Origin of the sequence: Achromobacter sp. 413638, assembly GCF_043119405.1 — a bacterium.
Classification (GTDB): Bacteria; Pseudomonadota; Gammaproteobacteria; order Burkholderiales; family Burkholderiaceae_B; genus Achromobacter.
On the sequence record NZ_JBICCO010000120.1, the window covers coordinates 1 to 17,635 of the forward strand.

General features: G+C 67.7%; 18 protein-coding genes. 11 read left to right on the plus strand and 7 right to left on the minus strand.

Annotated elements, in window-relative coordinates; all coding sequences use genetic code 11:
• Positions 1-218 precede the first annotated feature (218 nt).
• Both ACEU5R_RS29985 and ACEU5R_RS29990 read left to right on the plus strand, forming a co-directional pair.
• Positions 219-1,103 carry a methylglyoxal synthase gene (locus ACEU5R_RS29985; protein WP_103275056.1) on the plus strand — a complete coding sequence of 295 codons (885 nt, stop codon included), beginning with the start codon at positions 219-221 and terminating at the stop codon, positions 1,101-1,103.
• 176 nt (positions 1,104-1,279) lie between these two features.
• Positions 1,280-1,696 (plus strand): DUF4399 domain-containing protein, encoded by a 417-nt coding sequence (locus ACEU5R_RS29990; RefSeq protein ID WP_103275055.1) that lies wholly within the window; start codon positions 1,280-1,282, stop codon positions 1,694-1,696.
• A 36-nt stretch (positions 1,697-1,732) separates the two neighbouring features.
• Here the strand turns inward: ACEU5R_RS29990 and ACEU5R_RS29995 are convergent, their stop codons facing one another.
• The 3 genes from ACEU5R_RS29995 to ACEU5R_RS30005 all read right to left on the minus strand — a co-directional run bounded on the left by ACEU5R_RS29995 (position 1,733) and on the right by ACEU5R_RS30005 (position 3,310).
• Positions 1,733-2,020, minus strand: a complete 288-nt coding sequence (locus ACEU5R_RS29995; RefSeq protein ID WP_392413438.1) for a type II toxin-antitoxin system RelE/ParE family toxin — start codon at positions 2,018-2,020, stop codon at positions 1,733-1,735.
• Positions 2,017-2,301, minus strand: a complete 285-nt coding sequence (locus ACEU5R_RS30000; RefSeq protein WP_392413439.1) for an antitoxin of toxin-antitoxin stability system — start codon at positions 2,299-2,301, stop codon at positions 2,017-2,019. Before ACEU5R_RS30000 ends, ACEU5R_RS29995 begins: the two co-directional genes overlap by 4 nt.
• A gap of 205 nt (positions 2,302-2,506) precedes the next feature.
• The gene (locus tag ACEU5R_RS30005; protein ID WP_392413441.1) at positions 2,507-3,310 is read right to left on the minus strand and encodes an enoyl-CoA hydratase/isomerase family protein; all 804 of its coding nucleotides are present in this window, start codon (positions 3,308-3,310) and stop codon (positions 2,507-2,509) included.
• A 327-nt stretch (positions 3,311-3,637) separates the two neighbouring features.
• On the opposite strand from ACEU5R_RS30005, the gene ACEU5R_RS30010 reads away from it, so the two are divergent.
• The 8 genes from ACEU5R_RS30010 to ACEU5R_RS30045 are packed head-to-tail and all read left to right on the plus strand — an operon-like array spanning position 3,638 to position 12,103.
• Positions 3,638-4,435 carry an ABC transporter ATP-binding protein gene (locus tag ACEU5R_RS30010; protein ID WP_369869795.1) on the plus strand — a complete coding sequence of 266 codons (798 nt, stop codon included), beginning with the start codon at positions 3,638-3,640 and terminating at the stop codon, positions 4,433-4,435.
• Entirely contained in the window at positions 4,435-5,313 is an 879-nt protein-coding gene (locus ACEU5R_RS30015) for a branched-chain amino acid ABC transporter permease (RefSeq protein WP_103275050.1), read from the plus strand. The genes ACEU5R_RS30010 and ACEU5R_RS30015 overlap by 1 nt, the downstream gene beginning before the upstream one ends.
• Positions 5,314-5,316: 3 nt before the next feature.
• Complete coding sequence (locus tag ACEU5R_RS30020) at positions 5,317-6,354, plus strand: branched-chain amino acid ABC transporter permease (protein WP_392413443.1); 1,038 nt, start codon at positions 5,317-5,319, stop codon at positions 6,352-6,354.
• Positions 6,355-6,405: 51 nt separating this feature from the next.
• The gene (locus tag ACEU5R_RS30025) at positions 6,406-7,584 is read left to right on the plus strand and encodes an ABC transporter substrate-binding protein (protein ID WP_392413445.1); all 1,179 of its coding nucleotides are present in this window, start codon (positions 6,406-6,408) and stop codon (positions 7,582-7,584) included.
• 13 nt (positions 7,585-7,597) lie between these two features.
• A complete protein-coding gene (locus ACEU5R_RS30030; protein ID WP_392413447.1) occupies positions 7,598-8,422 on the plus strand; it encodes an ABC transporter ATP-binding protein in 825 nt (274 codons plus the stop codon).
• The gene (locus ACEU5R_RS30035; protein WP_392413448.1) at positions 8,419-10,284 is read left to right on the plus strand and encodes an AMP-dependent synthetase/ligase; all 1,866 of its coding nucleotides are present in this window, start codon (positions 8,419-8,421) and stop codon (positions 10,282-10,284) included. Before ACEU5R_RS30030 ends, ACEU5R_RS30035 begins: the two co-directional genes overlap by 4 nt.
• Positions 10,281-11,435 (plus strand): thiolase family protein, encoded by a 1,155-nt coding sequence (locus ACEU5R_RS30040; protein WP_103275045.1) that lies wholly within the window; start codon positions 10,281-10,283, stop codon positions 11,433-11,435. Before ACEU5R_RS30035 ends, ACEU5R_RS30040 begins: the two co-directional genes overlap by 4 nt.
• 5 nt (positions 11,436-11,440) lie before the next feature.
• The gene (locus ACEU5R_RS30045; RefSeq protein ID WP_392413450.1) at positions 11,441-12,103 is read left to right on the plus strand and encodes a TetR/AcrR family transcriptional regulator; all 663 of its coding nucleotides are present in this window, start codon (positions 11,441-11,443) and stop codon (positions 12,101-12,103) included.
• On the opposite strand, the gene ACEU5R_RS30050 is transcribed toward ACEU5R_RS30045, so the two are convergent.
• The 4 genes from ACEU5R_RS30050 to prfB form a co-directional block, all read right to left on the minus strand.
• Positions 12,100-12,423 (minus strand): preprotein translocase subunit TatB, encoded by a 324-nt coding sequence (locus ACEU5R_RS30050; RefSeq protein WP_392413451.1) that lies wholly within the window; start codon positions 12,421-12,423, stop codon positions 12,100-12,102. The genes ACEU5R_RS30045 and ACEU5R_RS30050 overlap by 4 nt on opposite strands.
• A gap of 16 nt (positions 12,424-12,439) precedes the next feature.
• Positions 12,440-13,963 carry a lysine--tRNA ligase gene (lysS, locus tag ACEU5R_RS30055; protein ID WP_392413452.1) on the minus strand — a complete coding sequence of 508 codons (1,524 nt, stop codon included), beginning with the start codon at positions 13,961-13,963 and terminating at the stop codon, positions 12,440-12,442.
• A gap of 9 nt (positions 13,964-13,972) precedes the next feature.
• Positions 13,973-14,728, minus strand: a complete 756-nt coding sequence (locus tag ACEU5R_RS30060) for an SDR family oxidoreductase (protein WP_103275039.1) — start codon at positions 14,726-14,728, stop codon at positions 13,973-13,975.
• Positions 14,729-14,769: 41 nt separating this feature from the next.
• A protein-coding gene (prfB, locus tag ACEU5R_RS30065) for a peptide chain release factor 2 (protein ID WP_103275038.1) occupies positions 14,770-15,874 on the minus strand; the annotation gives its coding sequence in 2 pieces (ribosomal slippage) (positions 14,770-15,792 and positions 15,794-15,874; 1,104 coding nt in all).
• Positions 15,875-16,175: 301 nt separating this feature from the next.
• Between prfB and ACEU5R_RS30070 the strand changes: the two genes are divergently transcribed.
• Positions 16,176-17,486 carry an MFS transporter gene (locus ACEU5R_RS30070; RefSeq protein ID WP_103275037.1) on the plus strand — a complete coding sequence of 437 codons (1,311 nt, stop codon included), beginning with the start codon at positions 16,176-16,178 and terminating at the stop codon, positions 17,484-17,486.
• Positions 17,487-17,635: the final 149 nt, after the last annotated feature.

Here is a 17,635-nt window from a genome sequence, read left to right on the forward strand (position 1 = left end):
GGGCGGGCCGCGGGCCCGGCCCCCCCCCCCCCCCCGCCCCCCCCCCCCCCCCCCACGTCACGTGGGCGGGGCCTCACGGTATCATCAAGGCTTCGTCAGCGCGTTTGGCGCCCCAGCGTCCCGCTGACGCTTTCCGAACGAGTCTGTCGGCCCGAGTTTGTTCGATCAGGTCTGTCAGGCCGAGGCCATTCACCGAGTCCATTCGACCGAGTTCATCGATGCCCGCTGCCCAACTGCGTTTTGGATTGGCCGCCAACCGGCTGCACCATGAAACCCCCGATGCCGCGCTGTTCACCTGGTTGCGCGCCAGTTCCGCCACCATCCGTGAACTGGGCGTGCAGCTGCACACCGTGGGTCGCACGCACGACGCCATCGTGCGCGAGGGCATGTTGCAGGGCTACAGCGGATTGATCCGCTATCCCTATGGCCGCGAGGGCGGGCTGATGAAACTGGTGGCGCGCGTCACCGAAGGTCGCGACGGCCAGGCGCCGTTCGACGGCGCCATCTACCTGATCGATCCGGTCGATCCTTCCTCGATTTTTCCCGAGGCGCTGGCGCTCAAGCGGCAGTGCATCACCCACGGTCGCCCGTTCATCTCGACGCTGGCCGGCGCCATCGAATGGATGGAGGTCGAGCGCGTGCACGCAGGCCTGACGCCGGACGCGTCGCTGTCCCGCATGTTCGATTACGAAGGCCAGACGCTGGCCTTGATCGCCCACGATGCGCTCAAGGATGAGATGGTGGCCTTCGCCAGCGAGCATTTCGACGTGTTGTCGCGTTTCGCCCGGCGCGTGGCCACTGGCACGACGGGCGGGCGGCTCAACGACCTGGCCTGGTCGCGCGGCTGGCCCAAGGACAAGCCCTGGGTACATCGCTACCTGAGCGGGCCGCTGGGCGGCGACGCGCAAATCGCCGAACTGGTGCTGGAACACCAATGCCAGCGCGTGATCTTCTTCGAGGATCCCCACGTGGCGCGCCAGCACGAGGCGGATATCCAGTTGCTGGAGCGCGCGGTGCGCGTGGTCACGGAGTCCGCGACCTGCGCGACCTCGCCGTCGGTGGCGCGTCGCTGGGCGCAGGCGGTGGAAAAGCGCGGAGCCTGAGACCGCAGGGTGAATCGGCGGCAGGCAGCGGAGCCGGGCTGCGTCGCAGCAAAGTGTCACGCTTGCGGCGGCGGGCTTCTGCGAGAATAGGGCGCGGGTGCGGCGCGATGCGCCGCGTCCACTCGGCCGCAGGCCACCAATGGCCGGGCCATCTTGTTCAACGCAAGGAGGATGCCATGATGCAAGCAGTATCGTTTGCCCGCATTTGCGCCGGCTTGGCTGGCGCGGTCTTGTTGAGCGCGAGTCTGGCAGCCAAGGCGGCCGACAAGGTGTATTTTGTCGAACCCAAGGACGGGGCCACGGTGGCTAGCCCGGTGAAGGTGAAGTTCGGCGTGGACGGCATGGCCGTCAAACCGGCCGGCGACATGAGCGCCGGTTCCGGGCACCACCACCTGATCGTTGACGGTAAGCCCGTGCCCAAGGGCGAGGTCGTGCCGACGGACGACACGCACATCCACTTTGGCAAGGGCCAGACCGAAACCGAGCTCAAGCTCGCGCCGGGCAAGCACACGCTGACCATGCAGTTCGCCGACGGCGCGCATCGCTCTTATGGGCCGGACCTGAGCAGCACGATCTCGGTGACGGTGAAGTAGTCCTATCTTGCAAGGCTGGGGCCGCCTGCTGGCACGTCATCTGTGCAGCGGCGGCCATCTACGTGCCGTGTGGGTCAAGGCCAGGATCCATACCGTGCCGTCCGGCGCGATTTCATAGGCCAGCCGATACCGTTCATGCGGAACGAGTTCGCGCACGCCGGGAACGTCTGCAGGCTTGCCGATGCGCGGGTGTGTGGCGAGCTTGGCGGCAGCCAGGCTGAAAAGCTGGTCCACATGCGCCGCGGCTGCGGCGCTGTCGGCGGCGATGTAATCCCAGATATCAGAGCGATCCTGTTCGGCTTGCGGCGTCCAGACGACGGTCACGCCTTGTCTTCCGTGGCGGTTCGTTTACGTCTGGCGGCGTAGACGGCTTCGACCTCGTCGTTCGGGCGGCCCAGGCCGGCGCGCATGGAGGCGCGTGCGGCGTCGATCTTGCCGCGTCGGTAGTCGTCATGGTCGCGAGCCGGCTGATGCTGGGCGACATAGTCGCGCATTAGTTCGCTAACGATCTGGGACGCGGGCCGATTCTCGGCGGCGGCCTGTGCCAGGAATGCGGCGTGCAGAGCGGGTTCCAGGGTCATGGTGAAAATGGTCTCTTCAGGCATGTGGGAGTCCTTTTTTTACCAAGGGGAGTATTGGCGGTACAGTCTCGGCATGTACGACTTGCGATGAATGCAGGACCGATGGCAAGACGTGCAAACCATCGCGTCTTGCGGCTCTCCGAGACGCTTGCCGATGGGGCTAGGCAAGGCCCGCGCCAAAGCACGCTAGCGTGCTGCCCGCAGGCCGTCCATCCTGCGGCAGCCAGCCTCAAGCCCCCGTGAACCGCGGCGGCCGCCTTGCGCGGAACGCCGCCACGCCCTCGGCGAAATCTGCCCGCGTCGCGCTTTGCAGAAAGCAGGCGGTTTCTTCACTGAGCTGGGTTTCCAGCGTGGCCTGCGCCGCCGTGCGCAGCAGCCGCTTGGCGCCGGCGATGCTGTGCGGCGCATGGGCGGCGATGGCGCCCGCGTAGGCCGCCGCCTGTTCGCGCAGCTGACCGGTCGGTGCTACTCGGGTGACCAGGCCCCAGGACAGCGCTTCCTCGGCGCTGAACGGATCGTGCCGCAGCAGCAGGTCCAGCGCCCGCTTTGGTCCCACTGTGCGCATCAGACCGTGCGTCATGCCGGCATCGGGCGTGGCGCCCAGCTTGAGATACGCCGTCATGAAGCGCGTGCCGGCCTCGGCGATCGCGAGGTCGCAGGCCAGCGTCAGCGACAGACCGGCGCCCGCGGCGATGCCATGCACCTGCGCCAGCCAGACCTTGTCCATGCGCGCGACGCGCACGAGAAAATCGTTGAGTGGCGTGAACAGGTCCATGAGCGACGCGCGCACCGCGCAGGCCGCGCCTTCGAACATCGAGATGTCGCCGCCCGCACAGAACGCGTTGCCCGCGCCCTGCAGCGTGACCACGCGAATGTCGGCGCGGGTTTCCAGCCACTGGGCGGCGCGCTGCAGGTCTTCGGCCATGGCCACGTCGATGGCGTTGAGCGCGTCGGGCCGGTTCAGCGTCAGCGTGGCGGCGGCGCCGCCGGTTTGGAGGATGAGCGTGCGGAAGGCGGGCAGACCGGTGTTCATGGCGAGTCTCCGGGGTAGGGCGCGGGCTGGGACGGATACCGGGTAAATACCAGCTACTTGTTCAAAAACCGCGATGCTATGTTCTGGACCGAGCGCTTGCTTGGTTTGTTGTCACGCCAAGCTAGCGTAACGCATAGAACGATTTTCCGGCGCTGTATTGGCGTAGGTTAAGACAGGTTCGTTGCATCGCCTGCCTCGCGGGTTGTCGCCAGTGCTTGCTGGATACCGAAGGGCCGTCGCCTCGCGCGCCGGCCTGCCGGCTCGACAAGAAGCGGACTTCGCGTCCCTGCGAGGAGACTACAGGTGGATCAATCCGACAGCGCCCCCTTGCTGGAGGTGGACGGGATCACGCTGGCGTTCGGCGGTATCAAGGCGCTGACCGGCGTGGGTTTTCGCGTGCAGCCCGGCTCCATCACCACCGTGATCGGACCCAACGGCGCCGGCAAGACCTCGCTGTTCAACACCATCTCCGGCTTCTACCATCCCGCCTCGGGCCAGATCCGTTTCCAGGGCGCCGATATCACGCGCAAGCCAGCGCCCGAGCGCGCCAGGCTGGGACTGGCTCGCAGTTTCCAGAACATCTCGCTGTTCCGCGGCATGACGGTGCTGGACAACATCAAGCTGGGTTGTCACGCGCACCTGCGCAGCAACGTGCTGGACGCGCTGCTGTACCTGGGCCGCGCGCGGCGCGAGGAAATGGCGCTGCGCGCCGAGATCGAGGAACGCATCATCGATTTCCTGGAGATCGACCACATCCGCCACGCGCCGGTGTCGGCGCTGTCCTACGGCTTGCGCAAGCGCGTGGAACTGGCGCGGGCGCTGGCGATGCGGCCCAAGGTGTTGATGCTGGACGAGCCGGTGGCCGGCATGAATCGTGAAGAGACCGAGGACATGGCGCGCTTCATCCTGGACGCGCGCGCCGAATGGGGCGTGACGGTGCTGATGGTGGAGCACGACATGGGCATGGTCATGGACCTGTCCGATCACGTGGTGGTGCTGAACTTCGGTCAGGTGATCGCCGACGGCGCGCCGGCGCAGGTGCAGGCCGATCCCGAGGTGATCAAGGCATACCTGGGCGCGGGCGACGTGGGCGACCTGCGCCGCCGCCTGCGGGAGGCGGCCTGATGGACGGGCTGTTCTTTCTGGAGGTGACGCTGGCCGGGCTGGGCAGCGGCGGCCTGTACGCGCTGGCGGCGCTGGCCTTCGTGATCGTCTACAAGGCGACCCGCGTGGTCAACATCGCCATCGGCGAGTTCCTGATGATGGGCGCCTACGCGTTCTATGCCTTCGCCGCCGGCATGGATTGGCCGGTCTGGCTGGCCATCGCCGGCGCGGTGGCGGCCTCGGGCCTGCTGGGCGCGGTGGTCGAGCGCCTGACCATACGTCCGATGCTGGGCGAGTCGCCGATCTCGGTGTTCATGGTGACGGTGGGGCTGGCCTCGATCCTGGTGGGCGTGGTCGAGCTGGTCTGGACGGCCGACCAGCGGCGGCTGCCGGAGTTCATGCCGCGTTCGCCGGTGATGGTGGGCGAGGCGTTCGTGGCGCCCAAGGTGTTCTACGGCTTCTGGGTGGCGGCGGCGCTGATCCTGGTGGTGCTGGCGATATTCCGCTACTGGCGCGGCGGCGTGGCCCTGCGCGCCACTGCTGCCGACCAGGGCGCGGCCTACGCCATGGGCATCAACGTGCCGCGCGTGTTCTCGCTGGCCTGGGTGGCGGCGGGCGCGATCGCGGCGGTGTCGGGCGTGATCGTCGGCGCCATCGGCGGCATTTCCTCGTCGATGGGCGTGTTCGGCCTGTCGGTGTTGGTGGTGGTGATCGTGGGCGGCCTGGACAGCGTCGTCGGCGCGTTGGCGGGGGGGCTGTTCATCGGCGTGCTGGAAGCCTGGGCCGGCGCCTACCTGGGCGGCGAATACAAGCTGCTGGCCACTTTCCTGGTGCTGGTGGCGGTGCTGATGGTCCGGCCTTACGGCCTGTTCGGCACCCGTGAAATCGAGAGGCTCTGAACCATGCGCATCGCGACCGCGAAGCAGACCTACCAGGCGGACGAGGCGCTGTTCGATACGCGCGTGCAGCGGCTCTGGCTGCTGTTCCTGGCGGCGGCGCTGGCGCTGTTTCCCTTCGTGGCCGACGCCTACTGGCTGTACCTGGCCTGTCTGGTGGCCATCAATGTGGCCAGCGCCACCGGGCTGAACATCCTGACCGGCTACACGGGGTTGGTCAGCCTGGGGCAAGCCGCCTTCATGGGCCTGGGCGCGTACACGGTGGCGGTGCTGGAGCAAAGGCTGGGCACGCCGACGCTGCTAAACCTGCTGGCGGCCGGCGTGGTGGCGATGCTGGGCGGGCTGGTGGTGGGCGTGCCGTCGCTGCGGGTGAAGGGGCTGTACCTGGCGATCTCCACGATCGCCGCGTCCTTCATCGCGCACTTCATCTTCGCCAACGGGTCGTTCACCGGCGGCACCGCCGGCCTGCAGGTGCCGCCCGCGCGGCTGTTCGGGGTCGACCTGGACACCTCGTTCCGGATCTACTGGCTGATCGTGCCGCTGACCGCGCTGATGGTGCTGGGCGCGGCCAATCTGTTCCGCACGCGCATCGGCCGCGCCTTCATCGCCATCCGCGACCGCGACATCTCGGCCGAGGTGCTGGGCATCCGATTGCTGCGCTACAAGCTGCTGTCCTTCGGCCTGTCCTCGTTCTACGCGGGCGTGGCCGGCGGTCTGTGGGCCTACTTCTTCCGCGTGGTCACGCCGGAGAGCTTTCCTCTGATCATGTCGATCTTCTTCCTGGCCGCCGTCATCGTGGGCGGCATGGGATCGATCCTGGGCTCCATCCTGGGCGCGGCCTTCATGACCATGGTGCCCGAGATGCTCAAGCTGGTGGTGGGCTGGCTGCCGGTCGGCGGCGACGCGCTGAGCCTGATCTCGCCCGTGCGCACCATCGTGTTCGGCCTGCTGATCGTGGGCTTCCTGATCTTCGAGCCGCTGGGGCTCGCGGAAATCTGGCGGCGTGTGCGCCGCTATTTTCACCTCTGGCCGTTCCGCACCTAGCCCGGACGCCGCAGATAAGCAGACTACAAGCAGACCACAAGGAGACATCCCATGAAGCGTATCCCGACAGGCGGTTTGTTGAAATGGCTGGCCCCCTTGGGGCTGGCGGCGGCGCTGGCCGCGGCGCCCGCGGCCCAGGCCGAGGAAGACCTGGTGCTGGGCGGCTCGATCCCGCTGAGCGGCGTGTTCGCCTTCGCCGGCCAGGGCATCCACGCCGGCATCACCGACTATGTGAAGATCGTCAATGACCAGGGCGGCATCAAGGGCCGCAAGCTGCGCTACGTGCCGGAAGACACCGCCTACAAGGTCGACGCCTCGGTGGCCGCCTTCAAGAAGATCACCAGCCAGAACAAGGTCAACTTCTACTACGGCGATTCCACCGGCTTTTCCAAGACAATCAACGCCGAACTCAACCGCGCGGGCAACATCCTGATGACCGGCGCGTCCTTCGCCACCGAACTGAACGACCCGGCCAAGTATCCGGCCCAGTTCATGCTGGGGCCGGACTATACCGAGATGTTCGGCATCCTGCTGCGCTACATCGCCAAGGAAAAGCCGGGCGCCAAGGTCGCCTTCGTGTATTCGGACACCGAGTTCGGCCGCGATCCCATCGCCAGCTCGCGCGCCGTGGCCGAGAAGCTGGGCCTGAAGGTGGCCACCGAGATCATGACGCCGCCGGGTAGCGTGGACGTGTCCACCGAGGTCATCAAGCTGCGCCGCGCCGATCCGGACTACACCATCTTCCACGGCTACGTGCTGGCGCCGATTCCGGAATTCGTCGGGCAGGGCAAGCGCATGGGCCTGAAGACGCAGTACATGGGCACCTTCTGGACCATGGACAATTCCACCGTGATGCAGATGGGCGAGGACGCCGAGGGCTTCATGGGCGTGATGCCGTACCGCTATTACTACGACCAGGCGGCCGACGCGCCCATGCTGAAGAAGATCCGCGAAATGCGGCCGCAGTACCAGAGCACGGGCTACATGCAGGGCTTCCTGGCCGCCATGCTGTTCACCGAGGCGGCCAAGCGCACGCTGGACGCGGGCAAGGACCTGAGCGCGACCAACATGAAGGCGGCGCTGGACGGCATCAAGGATTTCGACACCGGCGGCCTGATCGGCGTGCCCATCAGCATGAAGGGCAATTCCATTCCCGTGGGCCGGATCTACCGCGCCGACGTGAAGCAGAAGCAGATGGTGCCGGCTTCAGACTGGATCGTGCTCAAGTAAGGCGGACGCGGCCATGACCGAGGGACAGGAAGCGCCGCGCGCGCTGCTGGACATCAACAACATCGAAGTCGTCTACAACAAGGCGGTGCAGGTGCTGCGCGGCCTGTCCCTGTCCGTGCCGGCCGGCGGCATCGTGGCGCTGCTGGGCAGCAACGGCGCGGGCAAGTCCACCACGCTCAAGGCCGTGTCAGGGCTGCTGGACCTGGAGGATGGCGCGCTGGTGGCCGGGCGCATCGCTTTCGATGGCGGCGACACCGCCGGCGCGCGGCCGCAGAACCTGGTGCGCGCCGGGCTGGCGCATGTGATGGAAGGGCGGCGCGTGTTCGAGGACCTGAGCGTCGAGGAAAACCTGGTGGCCGCCACCTATGCGCTGACGGGGCGGCGCGACGCCAAGCCGGACTTCGACCTGGTGTACGGCTACTTTCCCCGGCTGCATGAACGGCGCAAGGGCCTGGCCGGCTATCTGTCGGGCGGCGAGCAGCAGATGCTGGCCATCGGCCGGGCGCTGATCGCGCAGCCCAAGCTCATGCTGCTGGACGAACCGTCGCTGGGCCTGTCGCCCATGCTGGTCGAGAACATCTTTTCCATCATCGCGCGCATCAACCGCGAGCAGGGCGTGGCCATGCTGCTGGTGGAGCAGAACGCCTCCGTGGCGTTGGCGGTGGCGCACTACGGCTACATCATGGAGACCGGCAAGGTGGTGATAGACGGCAGCGCCGACAAGCTGGCGGCGGACCCGGACGTGCGCGAGTTCTACCTGGGCGTGGGCGGCGCCGGCGAGACGCGCGGCTTCCGCGACATCAAGCACTACAAGCGCCGCAAGCGGTGGCTGTCATGAGCGGCGCGCGCGACCGCATGTCGGTGGTGGGCGAAGCGCGCCCGGCCTGGCCCGAGCTGACGCTGCCGCAGATGCTGCGCGAGCAGGCGCGGCGCCAGCCGGACGGGCTGGCCTTGCGCCAGAAGGACTTTGGCATCTGGAAGCCCAGTAGCTGGGCGGAATACTGGCGGCGCGCCTGCCGCGTCGGCCTGGGGTTGCGCGCGCTGGGCCTGGCGCCGGGCGGGCGCGTGGCCATCGTCTCCGAGAACCGCATCGAATGGCTGCTGACGCAGATGGGCGCGGGCGCGGTGGGCGCGGTCGCCGTGGGCGTGTACGCCACCAGCCCGGCCGAGGAAATGGGCTATGTGCTGGAACATGCCGACATCGAACTGGTCGTGTGCGAGGACCAGGAGCAGGTCGACAAGGTGCTGCAGGTCGCCGACCGCCTGCCGGGCCTGCGCCGCATCGTCGTGATCGAGACCAAGGGCCTGCGTTCCTATGCCGTCGCCGAGCGCGCGCGCATCGTTACCTTCGCGCAGGTCGAGGAAGACGGCCAGCGGCGCCAGGACCTCGAACAGGGAGCGCTGGATGCTGCGCTGGATGGCCAGCGCCTGGCCGATATCGGGCTGATGATCTACACCTCGGGCTCGACCGGCAAGCCCAAGGGTGCGATGCTGAGTTACCGCAATATGCGCGGCGTGGCCTGGGGCATCGCCGAGCGGCTGGAGATGGACGCGCGCAGCGTGCACCTGTCCTATCTGCCGCTGTGCCACGTGGCCGAGCAGATGCTGTCCACCTTCGTGCCGATCTACGTGGGTTCGCAGGTGAATTTTGGCGAATCCATCCGCACCGTGCAGGAAGACCTGCGCGAGGTCGCGCCCTCGATCTTCCTGGGCGTGCCGCGCATCTGGGAAAAACTGCACGCGGCGATTTCCATCAAGATGCAGGAAGCCGGACGCCTGCAGCAATGGCTGTACCGGCGGGCGCTGGCGGCCTGCGCGCCGTTCCTGGAAAAGTCGTCGGCGCAATACAGCTGGCGCGAACGTTGGACCCATGCGCTGTGGTACTGGCTGGTGCTGCGCGCCTTGCAGAACTTCATCGGCCTGCGGCGCGTGCGGGTGGCGATGACCGGCGCGGCGCCGATTCCGCCGGACGTGGTGCGCTACTTCCGCAACATCGGCGTGCCGCTGCTGGAGGTCTATGGCCTGACCGAGTCCTCCGGCATGATCTTCGGCCAGCATCCTGACCGCGTCAAAGTGGGCACCGTGGGCGAGCCCATCGCCGGCGTGGGCTGGCGCGTCGGCGAATCCGGCGAACTGCAGGTGCGCGGCGATATGGTGTTCGAGGGTTACTACAAGAACCCGCAGGCCACGGCGGATACCGTGCGTGACGGCTGGCTGCACACGGGCGACGTGGTGGCGGTGCAGGGCGGGCGGGTGCGCATCGTCGACCGCATGAAGGACATCATGATCACCTCCGGCGGCAAGAACCTTACGCCGTCCGAGATCGAGAACGCGGTCAAGGGCAGTCCCTATGTGAAGGAGTGCATCGTGATCGCTGACGGACGCAAGTACGTGTCGGCGCTGGTGCAGCTGGAATTCGACACGGTCGGCAAGTGGGCCGAGTCGCGCCGCATCGCCTTCACGCACTTCCGTTCGCTGGCCGAGCATCCACAGGTGCGCGCGCTGGTCGAGCAGGAGATCGCGCGCGCCAACCAGGGCCTCGCGCCGGTGGCGCAGATCAAGCGCTTCCACCTGCTGACCAAGGAACTGGATCATGATGACGGCGAAGTCACGGCGACCATGAAGGTGCGCCGCGCCAGCATCTATCGCGCTTACGCGCATGAAATCGAAACGCTTTACGCCGAGGAGAACGCGGCATGAATGAAGCGGTGATCGTGCAAGCCGTGCGCACGCCTTTCGGCAAGCGCGGCGGTGTCTGGGCCGATACGAGGCCAGACGATTTGCTGGCCAGCGCGGTGACGGGCCTGTTGCGGCGGGCCGGGCTGCCCGGCGAGCGGGTCGACGACCTGATCGCCGGCTGCGTCAGCCAGGCGGGCGAGCAGGGCGCCAACATCGGCCGCCTGGCCGCCATGCTGGCCGGACTGCCTGAGACGGTGCCGGGCGTGTCGCTGAACCGCATGTGCGGGTCCAGCCAGCAGGCCGTGCATTTCGGCGCCCAGGCCATCGCCGCCGGCGACATGCGCTATGTGATCGCCGGCGGCGTCGAGAGCATGAGCCGCGTGCCCATGTTCCTGGACGTGACGCTGGGTCAGGGTGAGTTCCGGGGCTTCGACACGCTCAATCCCGCATTGCTGCAACGCTATCCGCTGGTGCACCAGATCGAGAGCGCCGAACGCATCGCCGAGCATTGGGGGCTGACGCGCGCCGAGATGGACGACTGGGCGCGCCAGAGCCATGCCCGCGCCTGGGCGGCGGCGGGCGCCGGCCTGCACGACGAGCTGCTGCCAGCCCCCGCCGGCGTGCCGGCGCGCGATGAAGGCATCCGCGAACACACTGACCCCGCGCGCATGGCGGCGATGGCGCCGGCGCTGCGGCCGCCGGGGCAGGGCGGCGTGACCGCCGCCAATGCCAGCCAGCTGTCCGACGGCGCCGCCGCCGTGCTGCTGGCCGACATGGACGCCGCGCTGGCCGACGGTCTGCGTCCGCTGGCGCGCTTCAAGGCGCGGGTGGCGATCGGCTCGGACCCGGTGTTGCAGCTGACGGGCGTGATCCCCGCCGCCGAGCGGGCGCTGGCGCGCGCCGGCCTGACGCTGCGCGACCTGGACTGGATCGAGATCAACGAGGCCTTCGCCAGCGTGGTGCTGGCCTGGCTGCGCGCCACAGGCGCCAATCCCGAGCGTGTCAATCCCTGGGGCGGCGCCATCGCGCACGGCCATCCGCTGGGCGCGACCGGCGCGGGCCTGATGGCCAAGATGCTGGCCGGGCTGCGCGCCATCGACGGACAGTTCGGCATGCAGCTGATGTGCATCGGCCACGGCATGGCCACGGCCACCATCCTGGAGCGGCTGTAGCGAACATGGACAAGCGGGACGGCGACCCGGACATCCGCGGCGCGGTGCGCGACGAAGGCCCGGACTCCGCGCGCCGCCGCGAGGTGATCCTGACCGCCGGACGCCTGTTCCGCGAACACGGCTATGAACGCACCACGGTGCGCGAACTGGCGAAGGCCGTGGGGCTGCAATCGGGCAGCCTGTTCCATCATTTCCGCAGCAAGGAGGAGATCCTGGTCGCGGTGATGGACAACGGCATCCAGGAAGTGCTGGACCATGGCCGGCAGGCGCTGGCGCGTTATGCCGCGCCGGCGGACCGGCTGGCCGCGCTGTTCCGCGTGCATATGTGGAGCATGCTGCACGGCGCGGGCGGGGATGCGATGAATGCGCTGGTCTATGAATGGCGCAGCCTGTCGGCTCAGAGCCAGCGCGGCGTCAAGGTCCTGAGCGATCTTTACGAAGGGATGTGGCAGGAAACGGTGGCCGCTGCCGTGTACGCCGGCCTGCTGGCCGGCGACGCGCGTGTGATCAAGCGCTGCGTGCTGGGCAGCATGAACCTGACGGTGCAATGGTATCGACCGGGCGGCAGGCTGGCGCCGGATGCCTTCATCGAGGCGATGTTGCAGGCCTGCCTGCCGGCGCTGCCAGCGGGGGCGGGGAAGTGGCCGTTGGCTGGGGCGCTGCCCTAGCCTCTGCGCTTGAAGAACGCACCCACCGCGCAGGCCACGGCCAGCGCCAGCAGGCACCCTGCCACGGGCAGCAGGTAGTCGGCCTGGCCGCGATAGCCGCCGCCGGTCACGCCGCCGGCCACCGCGCCCATCCACAGCACCGCGCTCATCAGCGAAGCCAGCAGCGACAGCGCGGCGCCGACGCACAGCGCCACGAAGGCCGGCTTGCGGCGCGCCGGCGCGGCGTGAAAAGCGCCGGCGGCCTGGCCGCGCCGGGGTTGCCTGATCAGGTAGACCAGCCCGGCGGCGACCGCCAGCAGCACCAGGATCTTGAAGAACATGGCGCGGTTCCCGGCCTCAGTCCTCGCGGCGCAGGTGCGGGAACAGGATCACGTCGCGGATGCTGGGGCTGTCGGTCAGCAGCATGATCAGACGGTCGATGCCGATGCCGCAGCCGCCGGTCGGGGGCATGCCGTATTCCAGCGCACGGATGTAGTCCGCGTCGTAGTACATGGCTTCCTCGTCGCCGGCGTCCTTGGCTTCGACCTGCGCACGGAAGCGCTCGGCCTGGTCCTCGGGGTCGTTCAGCTCGGAGAAGCCGTTGGCGATCTCGCGGCCCGTCATGAACAGCTCGAAGCGCTCGGTGATGCCCTCGCGCGCGTCGGACGCGCGCGCCAGCGGCGAAACCTCGACCGGGTAGTCGATGATGTAGGTCGGGTTCCAGAGCTTGGCTTCGGCGGTTTCCTCGAACAGCGCCAGCTGCAGCGCGCCCAGGCCGGCGCGCGACAGCACCGGGCCGTCGGCGTCGGCGCCCAGTTTCTTCAGCTCGGCGCGCACGAAGGCGGCATCGTCCAGCTGCGCCTGGGTGTAGCCGGGCGCGTACTTGAGGATGGCTTCGCAGATGGTCAGGCGGTCGAAGGGCTTGGACAGGTCCAGCTCGCGCTCTTGATAGGTGAGCACGGCGCTGCCGGTGGCCGAGATGGCGGCCTGGCGGATCAGCTCTTCGGTGAAGTCCATCAGCCAGCGGTAGTCCGCGAAGGCTGCGTAGAACTCCATCATCGTGAATTCAGGGTTGTGGCGCGGGCTGACCCCTTCGTTGCGGAAGTTGCGGTTGACCTCGAACACGCGCTCGAAGCCGCCCACGATCAGGCGCTTGAGGTACAGCTCGGGCGCGATGCGCAGGAACATTTCCATGTCCAGCGCATTGTGATGCGTGACGAAGGGCTTGGCCGCGGCGCCGCCCGGGATAGGGTGCAGCATCGGCGTTTCCACTTCCAGGAAGCCGGCGTTCAGCATGAACTGGCGGATGCTGCCCATGGCCTTGCTGCGCGCCTCGAAGGTGCGGCGCGTGGCGTCGGTCATGATGAGGTCGACGTAGCGCTGGCGGTAGCGCAGTTCCTGGTCGGCCACGCCGTGGAACTTGTCCGGCAGCGGACGCAGCGACTTGGACAGCAGGCGCGCGGTGGTGGCATGCACCGACAGCTCGCCCTTGTTGGTCTTGAAGACCGACCCCTCGATCGCGATGATGTCGCCGATGTCCCATTGCTTGAAGGCCGCGTACACGTCCTCGCCCAGCGCGCCGCGTTCCAGGTAGATCTGGATGCGGCCGCTGCTGTCCTGCAGCGTGGCGAAGCTGGCCTTGCCCATGACGCGCTTGAGCATCATGCGTCCGGCCACCTTGACGGTGACAGGGTTGGCGGCCAGGGCTTCCTGCTCCTGGCCGTCGTACTTGTCGTGCAGCGCGGCGGCGCGGGCGTCGGGAACGAAGTCGTTGGGGTACGCGACCCCGGTTTCGCGCAGTTTGGCCAGCTTGGCGCGCCGTTCGGCGATCAAGCGGTTTTCATCCTGGGCGGTGGCCGGAGCGGTCGTGTTGTCGGTCATGGTGGGGGATCAGTCGTAATTGCGGATGTCGTCGATTTCAGTCGTGCCGAAATCGTCGCGATCCAGGTAGGCGAGGATGCGGGTGGCCACGTTGGCGGGCGAGGACAGCTTGCCGGTGGCGTGGAATTCCTGGAACTTGGACAGCGCGGGGAAATGCGCCGGGTCGCTGGAGCGGATCGCGACCTGCATGTCGGTGTCGACGATGCCGGGCGCCAGCGAGACGACGCGCGCGCCGGTCTCGCCCTGTTCCTGCTTGACCACGCGCGAGTACATGTCCAGCGCCGCCTTGGTGGCGCAGTACACGCCCCAGCCGGCGTTGGGATTGCGGCCCGCGCCGGACGAGATGTTCAGCACGCGGCGGTCGGCCGGAAGGTCCTCGACCGCGGCCAGGAAGCGCGCGGTCAGCAGCATGACGGCGGTGACGTTCAGGTTGAAGGCCGAGGCGATGGCCTGGCCGTCGATCAGCGCGTCGGTGCCGGACACCGGGTGCACCGTGCCCGCGTTGTTGATCAGCAGGTAGCGCTTGGCGTCGCGCGGCAGCGCGGCGCAGATCCGTTCGGCGGCCTGTTCGGCGGCGCGCAGGTCGGACAGGTCCACGGCCAGCTGCTCCAGCTGCGCGTCCTGGGCGCGCGCGTGCGCGGCCAGCTCGGGATCCTCGCGGCGGGCCAGCGTGATCAGGCGCGTGCCCGGTTTGGCCAGCTGGCGCGCCATGGCGGCGCCGATGCCGCGCGAGGCGCCGGTGAGGATGGCGACGGTGTGAGTCATTCAGGGACCTCCGGATGCGATCGATGTAAGGGACGGGCCGCTCAGACGCCTTGCTTCAGGCTGGCCTGGATGAACGGGTCCAGGTCGCCGTCCAGCACCTTCTGGGTGTTGGAGATTTCCACGTTGGTGCGCAGGTCCTTGATGCGGCTCTGGTCCAGCACATAGGAACGGATCTGGTGGCCCCAGCCCACGTCGGTCTTGGAGTCTTCCAGCTTCTGCTGCTCGGCCATGCGATTGCGCATTTCCAGCTCGTAGAGCTTGGACTTCAGCATCTGCATGGCTTCGGCGCGGTTGCGGTGCTGCGAACGGTCGTTCTGGCACTGCACCACGATGCCGGTCGGCATGTGCGTCAGGCGCACGGCCGAGTCGGTCTTGTTGATGTGCTGGCCGCCGGCGCCGGACGCGCGGTAGGTGTCCACGCGCAGGTCGGCCGGATTGACCTCGACCTCGAAGGAATCGTCGACCTCGGGGTAGACGAACACGCTGGCGAACGACGTGTGGCGGCCGCCCGAGGAGTCGAACGGGCTCTTGCGCACCAGGCGGTGCACGCCGGTCTCGGTGCGCAGGTAGCCGAAGGCGTACTCGCCCTCGATCTTGATGGTGGCGGACTTCAGACCCGCGACTTCGCCTTCGGATTCTTCCAGCACTTCGGCCTTGAAGCCCTTGCGCTCGGCGTACTTCAGGTACTGGCGCAGCAGCATCGAGGCCCAGTCCTGCGCTTCCGTGCCGCCGGCGCCGGCCTGGATGTCCAGGAAGCAGTTCAGCGGGTCGGCCGGGTTCGAGAACATGCGGCGGAATTCCAGCGCTTCCAGCTTTTCCTGGAAGCCGTTGGCGTCCAGCTCGATAGATTCGAGCGTGGCGTCGTCGTCGTCCGAGGCGGCCAGCTCGAACAGCTCGTTCGAGTCGGACAGGCCGGTGCCCAGCGCGGTCAGCGTTTCCACCACGTCTTCCAGGGCTTTCTTCTCACGGCCCAGGTCCTGGGCGTGCTTGGGATCGTTCCAGACCGAGGGATCTTCCAGCTCGGCGTTTACGACTTGCAGGCGTTCGGCTTTGGCATCGTAGTCAAAGATACCTCCGTAGAGCCTGTTCGCGCTCCGCGTAGTCGGCGAGGCGGGCGGCGAGCTGGTTCTGACGTTCGGCTTCCATGATTGATCCTATCCTGATGACTTTTGTGCGAAACCGGGCATTTTACCGTGGATGGAGCCGACCCGCGGGCGGAGGGCGAAGGAGGGGGACGGATACGCTCGACGCGCCGGGTTGCGGCGCCCGGCGGGAACGGCCTGGCGCGGCGTCTAGGGGTTTGCGCGCGGTCCGGCGGATTGTTCAGCTTTCTGTCAATCGGCGGGTTCTAGGCTGGCGTGGCGCCGGCCGCTCCCAAGGCGGACCGGGCGCGCCGCCAGGCTGGCCGGCTGCCAGCCGCATCCCGACAGAGGACAGGAGACTAGCAATGGAAAACACCATGGCCCCCGGCACGGCGCCGGCGGTACCGGCGTCAGAGGAAGACCGGATCTACCGCAAGGTGGGGTGGCGGCTGGTGCCGCTGCTGGTGGTCTGCTACGTCGTGGCCTATCTGGACCGCGTCAACGTGGGCTTCGCCAAGCTGCAGATGCTGCAGGAACTGCAATTCAGCGAGACGGTGTACGGGCTGGGCGCCGGGATCTTCTTCATCGGCTACTTCCTGTTCGAGATTCCCAGCAACATCATCCTGCACAAGGTCGGGGCGCGCGTCTGGATCGCGCGCATCATGATCACCTGGGGCCTCATTTCCTCGTGCATGATGTTCGTGAGCAGCGTGCCCATGTTCTATGCGCTGCGCTTCCTGCTGGGCGCGGCCGAGGCGGGCTTCTTCCCCGGCATCATCCTGTACCTGACCTACTGGTATCCGGCCGCGCGGCGCGGGCGCATCACCACCTTCTTCATGACGGCGGTGCCCATGTCGGGCCTGATCGGCGGACCGATCTCGGGCTGGATCATGAACACCTTCCATGGCGACCACGGCCTGTCGGGCTGGCAGTGGCTGTTCCTGCTGGAGGGCATCCCGTCGGTCATCATCGGCGTGCTGGTGCTGCTGTGGCTGGACGACCGCATCAACAAGGCCAAGTGGCTGACCGCCAATGAAAAGGCCGTGCTGATCCGCAACATCGCCGCCGAGGAGCAGCACAAGGAAGATCCGCCGATCCGCGCCGCGCTGGCCAAACCGCGCGTCTGGGCCATGGCGCTGATCTACTTCTCGTTCGTGATGGGCCTGTATGGGGTTGGTTTCTGGATGCCGACGCTGATCAAGGCCACCGGCGTGCAGAGCCCGCTGGCCATCGGCCTGTTGACGGCGGTGCCCAACCTGTTCGCGGTCATCGGCATGATCCTGATCGCGCGCAACTCCGACCGCAACCGCGAGCGCCGCTGGCACGTCGCCATTCCGGCGCTGTTCGGCGCGCTGGGCCTGCTGTTCTCGGCGGTATGGAGCGGCAACACCGTCCTGGCCATCGTCGCGCTGACCGTGGCCAACATCGGCATCTGCACCGTGCTGCCGCTGTTCTGGAGCCTGCCGACCGCGCTGCTGGGCGGCACCGCCGCCGCGGCCGGCATCGCGCTGATCAACTCGGTGGGCAACCTGGCCGGCTTCGTCAGCCCCTACCTGGTCGGCTGGCTCAAGGACATGACCGGCACCACCAACACCGGCCTGTACATGCTGGCCGCCTGCCTGGTGGTCGGCGCGCTGGTGGCGCTGGCGCAGCCCGCCAAGCTAGTCAATAAGTAGACAGCGCCAAGCCGCGGGCAAGGCCAAATCCGGCCTGCCCGCGGCAACCACATTCAAGCAACCGACGGCGCCAAGCGCCTCACGTCCCTAGAAAGACGCTCGCCCCCAGACCGGGGCCACGCGGAGCCGGCTTTGCCGGTCCGCAGTGG

What these genes read in the sequence shown, in the direction of transcription:
- ACEU5R_RS29985 (WP_103275056.1), top strand. Translation starts at nt 219, where the DNA reads ATGCCCGCTGCCCAACTGCGTTTTGGATTGGCCGCCAACCGGCTGCAC.
- ACEU5R_RS29990 (WP_103275055.1), top strand. Translation starts at nt 1,280, where the DNA reads ATGATGCAAGCAGTATCGTTTGCCCGCATTTGCGCCGGCTTGGCTGGC.
- ACEU5R_RS30000 (WP_392413439.1), bottom strand. Translation starts at nt 2,301, where the DNA reads ATGCCTGAAGAGACCATTTTCACCATGACCCTGGAACCCGCTCTGCAC.
- ACEU5R_RS30005 (WP_392413441.1), bottom strand. Translation starts at nt 3,310, where the DNA reads ATGAACACCGGTCTGCCCGCCTTCCGCACGCTCATCCTCCAAACCGGC.
- ACEU5R_RS30015 (WP_103275050.1), top strand. Translation starts at nt 4,435, where the DNA reads ATGGACGGGCTGTTCTTTCTGGAGGTGACGCTGGCCGGGCTGGGCAGC.
- ACEU5R_RS30020 (WP_392413443.1), top strand. Translation starts at nt 5,317, where the DNA reads ATGCGCATCGCGACCGCGAAGCAGACCTACCAGGCGGACGAGGCGCTG.
- ACEU5R_RS30025 (WP_392413445.1), top strand. Translation starts at nt 6,406, where the DNA reads ATGAAGCGTATCCCGACAGGCGGTTTGTTGAAATGGCTGGCCCCCTTG.
- ACEU5R_RS30030 (WP_392413447.1), top strand. Translation starts at nt 7,598, where the DNA reads ATGACCGAGGGACAGGAAGCGCCGCGCGCGCTGCTGGACATCAACAAC.
- ACEU5R_RS30035 (WP_392413448.1), top strand. Translation starts at nt 8,419, where the DNA reads ATGAGCGGCGCGCGCGACCGCATGTCGGTGGTGGGCGAAGCGCGCCCG.
- ACEU5R_RS30040 (WP_103275045.1), top strand. Translation starts at nt 10,281, where the DNA reads ATGAATGAAGCGGTGATCGTGCAAGCCGTGCGCACGCCTTTCGGCAAG.
- ACEU5R_RS30045 (WP_392413450.1), top strand. Translation starts at nt 11,441, where the DNA reads ATGGACAAGCGGGACGGCGACCCGGACATCCGCGGCGCGGTGCGCGAC.
- ACEU5R_RS30050 (WP_392413451.1), bottom strand. Translation starts at nt 12,423, where the DNA reads ATGTTCTTCAAGATCCTGGTGCTGCTGGCGGTCGCCGCCGGGCTGGTC.
- lysS (WP_392413452.1), bottom strand. Translation starts at nt 13,963, where the DNA reads ATGACCGACAACACGACCGCTCCGGCCACCGCCCAGGATGAAAACCGC.
- ACEU5R_RS30060 (WP_103275039.1), bottom strand. Translation starts at nt 14,728, where the DNA reads ATGACTCACACCGTCGCCATCCTCACCGGCGCCTCGCGCGGCATCGGC.
- ACEU5R_RS30070 (WP_103275037.1), top strand. Translation starts at nt 16,176, where the DNA reads ATGGAAAACACCATGGCCCCCGGCACGGCGCCGGCGGTACCGGCGTCA.